Here is a 7,595-nt window from a genome sequence, read left to right as displayed (position 1 = left end):
TGCCTAAACTACCGAACCGCCGTATGCGGACCCGCTTGTACGGTGGTGTGGCAGGGCGGAGCCCGCGAGGGCTCCCCCTATGCCGAATAGATTCGCGGCCCGGATGTCACCACAGGCAGTGCTCTCGACTGCTTTATAGGTACGGACCTGGAAGCTCAAATGACTGGGGAATGCAGTTTGTTTTCCGTCGGTTTTGAACCTCTTACTACGGGGCAAGACTTGAAGAGAAGTGCCAGGTTGCTTTTGGCGTGGGTCCTATAAATTTGGTTCGACAAGATGATCACTTTTACTTTTTTGACCTGGCTGCGATATGTCTTGATTGCAAGCGCGGTGGTTTTCACATGCGCGGCCACTGCCACGGCCTACCTGATCAAGATAGTGCCGGCCTGGCAGGCAGGATTGTACGCCATTGGTTTGCTACTTTGTATTGCGTCGTTCAGCAAACTGGCCAAGCCGATTACCAGCGAGAAAACTCTTAAATGGTTTGACCGCGAGTCTTTGCGACAGACGACGTTTTTGGAAAAGTTGCCTGTCAAATTGTTGCTCTTCTATATTTTCGCGAGCGCTGCCTTGAGTTTACTCCTGGAACTCTCTTTGATCCGCTGGCAAGCATCGTCTGTGGATTTCCTCGCATTTTTCAAAAATTTTGGTTTGATTGCTTGTTTCGCCGGTCTCGGACTTGGTTATTCGCTCTCGGCCGCGCGCACTATTCCTCTGTTCTCCACTATCATTCTCGTTGGTTACCAGATATTTTTCGTTTCTCTTCTGCAGTTTTCTACAATTACTAATTCCATTGCCAGTCCGCCTACCGTCGGAGACCAGCACACACTTAGAGTGGCGTTGGTTGACGAGGGGAGTATCGCTTATTGGTTGGCCGTCTACTCTATTCTCGCCTTACTGTTCTGCCTTACGTCTCTGGCATTTTTGCCGATTGGACAATTGTGCGGAAAGCTAATGAGCCGACTCAAAGCACTACCTGCATACGGTGCAAATTTATTGGGAAGTTTGTTCGGCGTCGTGATAATGACGGTTCTCAGCTACTTGTGGCTGCCGCCTATCGTCTGGCTTGGTCTCTGCTTACTAGGTTGCTTGCTGTTTGGTGCATACGGCGCCCGATCGTTGATGCTTGGCGGAGTGGTATCGATAGTGGCATTAGTTCTGCTTGGCTTGCCAACGCGGTTCGCATACAGCGTGGTGCATTCACCTTATCAAATCATTGAGCTCGAACCTGCAGACGTTCACGGTTGGCTTTCCATCAAGGCTGCTGGCTATTATTATCAACGTGTTTTGGATCTCAGCGAAGCCAGCATCAACGCATTTACGGAATTGAAATTGCCGGCGGCGTATTACAATATGCCGTACAAAATTCATCCTGGCGCAAAGAATGTTTTGATCATCGGCGCTGGATCTGGTAATGACGTTGCCGCCGCCCTCCGGGCTGGTGTTGAACACGTAGATGCCGTGGAAATCGACCCCGCGATTGCTCAATTCGGTCGTTTATATCATCCGGAAGAACCATATAAAGATCCGCGCGTCAATTTGGTTCTAAATGATGGACGCGCGTTCTTGCGCAAGACTCATTCAAAATACGACATCATTGTTTATGCGTTGATCGACTCTCACGCTCTGTCTAGCTCGTCGTCATCGTTGCGCGTCGATTCATATATTTACACTGTCGAATCGTTCAAAGAAGCGCGCGAGCATTTGGCACCACACGGATTGTTCTCAATGTCGTTCGTCGGCGTGCTTCCTGATATGCAAGCCAAAATCACGAAGATGCTGAAGATGGCGTATGACGGTCAGCCACCACTTACGCTGATGACGCTGTACGACACTTCTTCTAACTTCCTTGAAGGTGCCGACGGTAAGGTTGAAGTGCCACCAGAAGTTAACTTGAGTCACTATATGGTGAAGCGAACCGATCTGGATCCCAACACGACATCAGTAGATGAGTCGACCGACAACTGGCCGTTCTTCTATATGCCGCATAGACGCTTTCCTCTGTCGTATCTGCCTCTGATTTTGCTTGTTTTGTCGCTCTCCGTTTTGTTAGTCAGGACGATCAACAAGGCACCGCTCTCGTTACACTATATGCCGTTTTTCTGGCTCGGAGCGGGCTTCATGCTTGTCGAGACGAAAGCGATCACGGAGCTTGGACTTCAATTTGGAAATACCTGGTTGGTCACTTCAATCGTCGTAGCCGCCGTCATTTCGATGGCGTTCATCTCGAATTTGATCGTCGAGAAAGTTAAATTGAATAATTTGATTTTGCCCGCCGTCTTGCTGATCGGCAGCCTCGCTGCAAGCGCGTACGTCTGCCATTTGGGGCACGCCAATACTCTGAACGAATGGAGCATGACGGCGATTTTGACCTGTCCTATTGTCTTCTCTGGCGTCATATTTTCAATCTTGCTAAGCAAAGTCGAGGATATCGGAAGCGCCATGGCGATGAACATAATCGGAGCGTTGTCAGGCGGCTTGCTTGAGTACAACGCACTCTATTTGGGCTACGAATCGCTCTACTATTTCGCCATAGCGGTCTATTTGATGGCACTCATTTCCTTGAGGCGTAAGGAAACGTCGTAAACGTCGTTGCCGTAAATAATGTGGGACCAGGTAAGGGTCATTTATATGGATTCTGACTTGTGCCCCTTCCTCGTCAGCAAGAGCATCTGCTTCAAGAAATTTACAAACGCGGCGCCGAGTTCATAAGATAGGTACTCCAGGACTCTTCCACATTGATGTCAACTGAATACTCCATAATTTAGTGCCAGGAGGGCGCTGGTCGATGTTCCAGAGTCCTTGAACGAAGAGGTTCTTGAGATGCTGACTACAACCGCTCGCTTTAGTTGAACGAGAATTAAGAAACAAAATCTTATTCTCAAATAAATTTTGCCGTTTGCGCTATTTGATATATGTACAATGTGTTGTTCGTCCGCTGGAAACGGTCAGTCTGTGGCGGCTTCATTTATAAGAACCAGCTAATCTGGTTCATTAGATGCAGTCCAGTGCTGAAAAGCCGCAGTCTGAGCTAGTGATAGCGACGTGCTTCATGCGCTGCACGCATGGTTCAACAGAAATGGAGATACGCGCCGATGGCTCGCGCCCAAAAACACAAGAATGATAATGCCGCTGGTCCTAAGGTCCAGCGAATCAGAATTCGCTTGAAGTCTTACGACCACAGACTGCTCGATAAATCGTCAGATCAGATCGTTGAGACTGCTAAACGTACTGGTGCAACGGTCAGTGGACCAGTGCCACTGCCAACCAGAAAGCGCGTTTATTGCGTGCTTCGCTCACCTCACGTCGACAAAAAATCGCGTGAGCACTTCGAAATCCGCATCCACAAAAGATTGATTGACATCGTCGATCCGACTCCGACCACAGCCGATGCGCTCATGCGTCTCGACTTGCCGGCTGGTGTCGATATCGAAGTCAAGCTCTAAAGATTGCACACAAGGAAATTTCGTCATGACATTAGGCGTGATCGGCAAAAAAGTAGGAATGACTCAAGTCTTCGATAAAGAAGGACTTGCCATTCCTGTAACCGTTGTCAAACTCGGCGATAACATCGTCACTCAGAAACTTACAAAAGAGAAGAATGGCTACGTAGCCGTTCAAGTTGGTGGTTTTCTCGTTGAAGAGAAGAAGCTGAACAAGCCTGAATTGGGCGCTTTCAAAAAGAACAGCGTGTCACCTGTGAAACCATTGCAGGAGTATCGCCTGGAAGACAATGCCGCCTACAACGTCGGCGAAAACCTTCCTATCGATCAGATTTTGAAAGAAGGAATGCTTGTTGACGTTCACGGCAAAACCATCGGTAAAGGTTTCCAGGGAACGATCAAGCGCTATCACGCTGGTCGTGGACCGATGAGCCACGGCTCCAAGTTCCACCGCTCAATGGGTTCTATTGGCGCAGGAACCACTCCCGGTCGCGTTTTCCGCGGCTTGCACATGCCTGGTCAAATGGGCAACAAGAATCATTGCATTCGCCATTTGAAGGTCGTGAGTGTCGATCTTGAAAAGAAAGTATTGCTGATCAAAGGCGCAGTGCCTGGCAGCGACGGTGGCTTACTGACCATCAAGCCTTCAAAGACTAAATGGAACTGACCCGCACGGGATTCAACTAAGAGAAACGAACAATGACATCTGCTCAAGTATTAGATTTGAAAGGCAACAAGGTCCGTGAACTCGGGCTAGACGACGCAGTTTTCGGCGTTGAGCCGAACGTCGGTCTGTTGCACTCAGCACTCGTACGCCAACTAGCCAATGCACGTTCGGGCGCAGCCAACACCAAAACACGCAGCGAAGTGCGTGGTGGCGGCAGAAAGCCATGGCGTCAAAAAGGCACCGGTCGCGCCAGAGCTGGTTCGATCCGTTCGCCTTTGTGGGAAGGTGGCGGTGTCACTTTCGGTCCTAAGCCTAGAGATTTCTCGCAGTCGATGCCGAAGAAGGCTCGTGTTGCTGCGCTCAAATCAGCTCTGGCAGCCAAGAAAGACAACCTCGTCGTTGTTCAAAACTTCGCTTCCATCACTGAAGGCAAAACCAAACAAGTTGCCACCGCTCTCAAAGATTTGAAGTTGTACGGTCAAAAAATTCTTCTCGTCCTCGATCATGTAAATGACGAAGACAAGCGCGTACAGCTCGCTGCACGCAACATTGACGGACTGAAAGTCATTCACGTCAGCAACCTGAACGTGAAGGACCTGCTCGAATCAGAAGTTGTGCTGACCACAGAAAGCACAATCCAAACGATTCACAATCGTTTCAAGCAGACGGCTGACAAAGAAGCAGCTCCTGCTGAAAAGAAAGCAAAAAAGGCTCCAGTTGCTAAAGCTGCAGAAGCGAAAGCACCTAAAGCCAAATCTGACGAAGCACCTGCTAAAAAGCCGGCTGCTAAGCCAAAGAAAGATTCAAGCGAATCGTAATTGAGAGTCAAACGACCAGGATAAATCCAGGAAAAACCGATGAACAGCCGTCAATCACAAATCATCTTGAGACCCTTGATCAATGAGAAATCAGCTCTATTGGCAGAGCAAGGGCAATACACATTCGAAGTATTGAAGGATGCCAATAAAATCGAGATTGCAGAAGCACTCGAGCTGCTGTTGAGCGAAGTCTATAACCAAAAGACTGAAGTTCTAAGCGTAAACACTCTTCCTATCAGAGGACGCATCCGTCGTTCGAAGAGACATGGAAGAAAGCCGAAAGACAGCAAGAAAGCGATCGTTACCATCAAGGGCGATCCTCTCACCATATTTAGCGCCTAAGCTAAGACAACACTTTAGGAAAAGGACCTCAGACAAATGCCTCCCCGGAAAGTCAATCCAACATCAGCAGGGCGCCGTAACATGACGGTGCACGATTTCTCGGACATTACGACAAGTACGCCCGAAAAATCACTCCTGCAACCAATGAAGAGCAAAGGTGGCCGCAACAATCAGGGCAAACTGACTGTACGCCACAAAGGTGGCGGTCACAAACGCGCCTACCGCATCATCGATTTCAAGCGCAACAAACACGGCATTCCTGCTGTAGTCAAATCGGTTGAATACGATCCAAACCGCAACGCTCGCATCTGCTTGCTGCAATATGCAGACGGCGAAAAGCGCTACATTCTCGCTCCTCTGGGTGTGAAGGTTGGCGATGCGATCATGTCTGGTCCGACTGCTGAAGTGAAAAACGGAAACGCGTTGCCATTGCGCTCGATACCACTGGGTACGATGGTGCACAACGTCGAACTGACACCTGGAAAAGGTGGACAGCTCGGACGCGCTGCCGGCATTCAGATTCAAGTTCTAGCCAAAGAAGGCAAGATGTGCACATTGCGTTTGCCATCAAGCGAAATGCGCATGGTTAGCATCGATTGCATCGCCACCATCGGACAGTTGAGCAATCCTGATGCAAAAAATATTCGTATCGGTAAGGCAGGCAGAAGCCGTTGGATGGGTATCAAACCAGCCAACCGCGGTGTCACCATGAACGCTATCGACCATCCACATGGTGGTGGTGAAGGTAAGTCACCAATCGGTGGTAAGCCGCAGACACCATGGGGCAAGCCGGCGATGGGTTACAAGACTCGTCGTGGCAAGCACTACACGTCGGATAAGTTCATCGTCAAACGTCGCGTCAAGTAATTAACTGGATTAGGAGGACATAGTTCGTGTCTAGATCGCTAAAAAAAGGACCTTTCGTTCACTCATCTCTCGCTAAGAGAATTGAGGATATGAACCGTAAAGGTGACAAACGGGTGATCAAGTCCTGGTCTAGATCATCGATGATCATTCCTGAGATGATCGGTCACACAATTGCTATCTACAATGGTCGCAAGCATGTGCCTGTCTACGTTACGGAACAAATGATCGGTCACAGATTGGGCGAATTCGCACCGACCCGCTACTTCAAGGGTCATGCCGGTGGCGATAAGACGGCGAAGAGAGGGTAATCATGCAAAGCAAAGCACAAGCTAAGTGGATCAGAATGTCACCGCGTAAGGTGCGTCGCGTCGTTAACGAAATTCGCGGCAAATCTTGCAGTGAAGCTGTCACCATTCTTCGTTTCATGCCTTTCTCGGCAGCTCGCGAAGTAGAAAAAGTTTTGAGATCGGCGATGTTCAATTTGATCAACGCTGAAAAGGCACCAATCACCGAAGCTGAAGCCAACGAACTGAAAGTCGTTGAAGCATATGCAGACCAGGGACCAACCCTGAAGCGCATCCAGCCTAGAGCTCGTGGTCGTGCTTATCCAATTCTCAAAAAATCAAGTCACATTACTGTCGTTGTGTCAGACGTCTAAAGCAAAGGAGCTATTTCACAGTGGGTCAGAAAGTAAATCCTAACGGCTTCCGTCTCGGCATTCATAGAGGATGGCGCTCAAACTGGTTCGTCAACAAGAAAGACGTGCCGGCGCTTATGGAAGAAGACTATCGCATTCGTCGTTTCTTGAAGAAAGAACTGTCGAACGCCGGCGTCTCCAAAGTAGACATTTCGCGCAAAGCTGATCAAATTCAACTCGATATCTACACCGCTCGCCCAGGCGTCGTCGTCGGCAAAGGTGGACAGGGCATCGAAACCTTGAGCCAACGCTTGAAAGCATTGCTCAACCGCACCGGTGTCGATATCAGAATCAATATTCTTGAAATCAACCGCGTCGATCTCGAGTCGCAACTCGTGGCCGAGTCGATCGCACAACAGCTGGAAAAGCGTGTCGCATTCAGACGCGCTATGAAGCAAGCGATGCAGCGCTGCATGAGAGCTGGAGCCGTTGGCGTCAAAGTCATGGTCGCCGGTCGATTGGGTGGTGCTGAAATCGCCAGAACGGAATGGGCCAAAGAAGGTCGTATTCCACTACAAACATTGAGAGCTGACGTCGACTACGGCTTGGCCGAAGCCCACACCATGATGGGTCTGATCGGCATCAAAGTCTGGATCTTCAGAGGCGAGTTGGAACCGGGACAATGGTCACCGCCCAACATCAAAACTCAATCGGAACGTAATCAACAAGGTGGCGGAGAGCAGCAAGGTCGTGATAATCGCGGCGGCGGCCCCGGCAACAAAAATGCTGGTCGCAGATCCAGGAAGGCAGGTTAAGACGTC

At 49.6% G+C, this 7,595-nt stretch carries 9 protein-coding genes; all 9 read left to right on the top strand.

The genetic code is table 11. The features are described from left to right. Positions 1-276 precede the first annotated feature (276 nt). The 9 genes from EKK48_06985 to EKK48_06945 all read left to right on the top strand — a co-directional run bounded on the left by EKK48_06985 (position 277) and on the right by EKK48_06945 (position 7,589). Positions 277-2,586, top strand: coding sequence for a hypothetical protein (locus EKK48_06985; GenBank protein RTL44987.1), 2,310 nt, complete (start codon positions 277-279; stop codon positions 2,584-2,586). Positions 2,587-3,095: 509 nt separating this feature from the next. Further along, complete coding sequence (locus tag EKK48_06980) at positions 3,096-3,446, top strand: 30S ribosomal protein S10 (protein ID RTL45013.1); 351 nt, start codon at positions 3,096-3,098, stop codon at positions 3,444-3,446. Positions 3,447-3,471: 25 nt separating this feature from the next. Beyond that, a complete protein-coding gene (locus EKK48_06975) occupies positions 3,472-4,110 on the top strand; it encodes a 50S ribosomal protein L3 (protein ID RTL44986.1) in 639 nt (212 codons plus the stop codon). Positions 4,111-4,142: 32 nt separating this feature from the next. Beyond that, positions 4,143-4,928 carry a 50S ribosomal protein L4 gene (locus tag EKK48_06970; GenBank protein ID RTL44985.1) on the top strand — a complete coding sequence of 262 codons (786 nt, stop codon included), beginning with the start codon at positions 4,143-4,145 and terminating at the stop codon, positions 4,926-4,928. Positions 4,929-4,967: 39 nt separating this feature from the next. Continuing rightward, the gene (locus EKK48_06965; protein RTL44984.1) at positions 4,968-5,270 is read left to right on the top strand and encodes a 50S ribosomal protein L23; all 303 of its coding nucleotides are present in this window, start codon (positions 4,968-4,970) and stop codon (positions 5,268-5,270) included. A gap of 36 nt (positions 5,271-5,306) precedes the next feature. Beyond that, on the top strand, positions 5,307-6,137 hold the full coding sequence (locus tag EKK48_06960; protein RTL44983.1) for a 50S ribosomal protein L2: 831 nt from the start codon (positions 5,307-5,309) through the stop codon (positions 6,135-6,137). 26 nt (positions 6,138-6,163) lie between these two features. Then, entirely contained in the window at positions 6,164-6,445 is a 282-nt protein-coding gene (locus tag EKK48_06955; protein ID RTL44982.1) for a 30S ribosomal protein S19, read from the top strand. A gap of 2 nt (positions 6,446-6,447) precedes the next feature. Then, a complete protein-coding gene (locus tag EKK48_06950) occupies positions 6,448-6,795 on the top strand; it encodes a 50S ribosomal protein L22 (GenBank protein RTL44981.1) in 348 nt (115 codons plus the stop codon). A gap of 20 nt (positions 6,796-6,815) precedes the next feature. Beyond that, complete coding sequence (locus tag EKK48_06945; protein ID RTL44980.1) at positions 6,816-7,589, top strand: 30S ribosomal protein S3; 774 nt, start codon at positions 6,816-6,818, stop codon at positions 7,587-7,589. Positions 7,590-7,595: the final 6 nt, after the last annotated feature.

Source organism: Candidatus Melainabacteria bacterium (assembly GCA_003963305.1).
GTDB lineage: Bacteria > Cyanobacteriota > Vampirovibrionia > Obscuribacterales > Obscuribacteraceae > PALSA-1081.
Note: the sequence above shows the minus strand (reverse complement) of the source record. Positions and strands in the feature narration are given on the sequence as shown.

Bases quoted from the DNA above. Each gene is read 5' to 3' on its own strand.
- EKK48_06985 (RTL44987.1), top strand. From the start codon at position 277: ATGATCACTTTTACTTTTTTGACCTGGCTGCGATATGTCTTGATTGCA.
- EKK48_06980 (RTL45013.1), top strand. From the start codon at position 3,096: ATGGCTCGCGCCCAAAAACACAAGAATGATAATGCCGCTGGTCCTAAG.
- EKK48_06975 (RTL44986.1), top strand. From the start codon at position 3,472: ATGACATTAGGCGTGATCGGCAAAAAAGTAGGAATGACTCAAGTCTTC.
- EKK48_06970 (RTL44985.1), top strand. From the start codon at position 4,143: ATGACATCTGCTCAAGTATTAGATTTGAAAGGCAACAAGGTCCGTGAA.
- EKK48_06965 (RTL44984.1), top strand. From the start codon at position 4,968: ATGAACAGCCGTCAATCACAAATCATCTTGAGACCCTTGATCAATGAG.
- EKK48_06960 (RTL44983.1), top strand. From the start codon at position 5,307: ATGCCTCCCCGGAAAGTCAATCCAACATCAGCAGGGCGCCGTAACATG.
- EKK48_06950 (RTL44981.1), top strand. From the start codon at position 6,448: ATGCAAAGCAAAGCACAAGCTAAGTGGATCAGAATGTCACCGCGTAAG.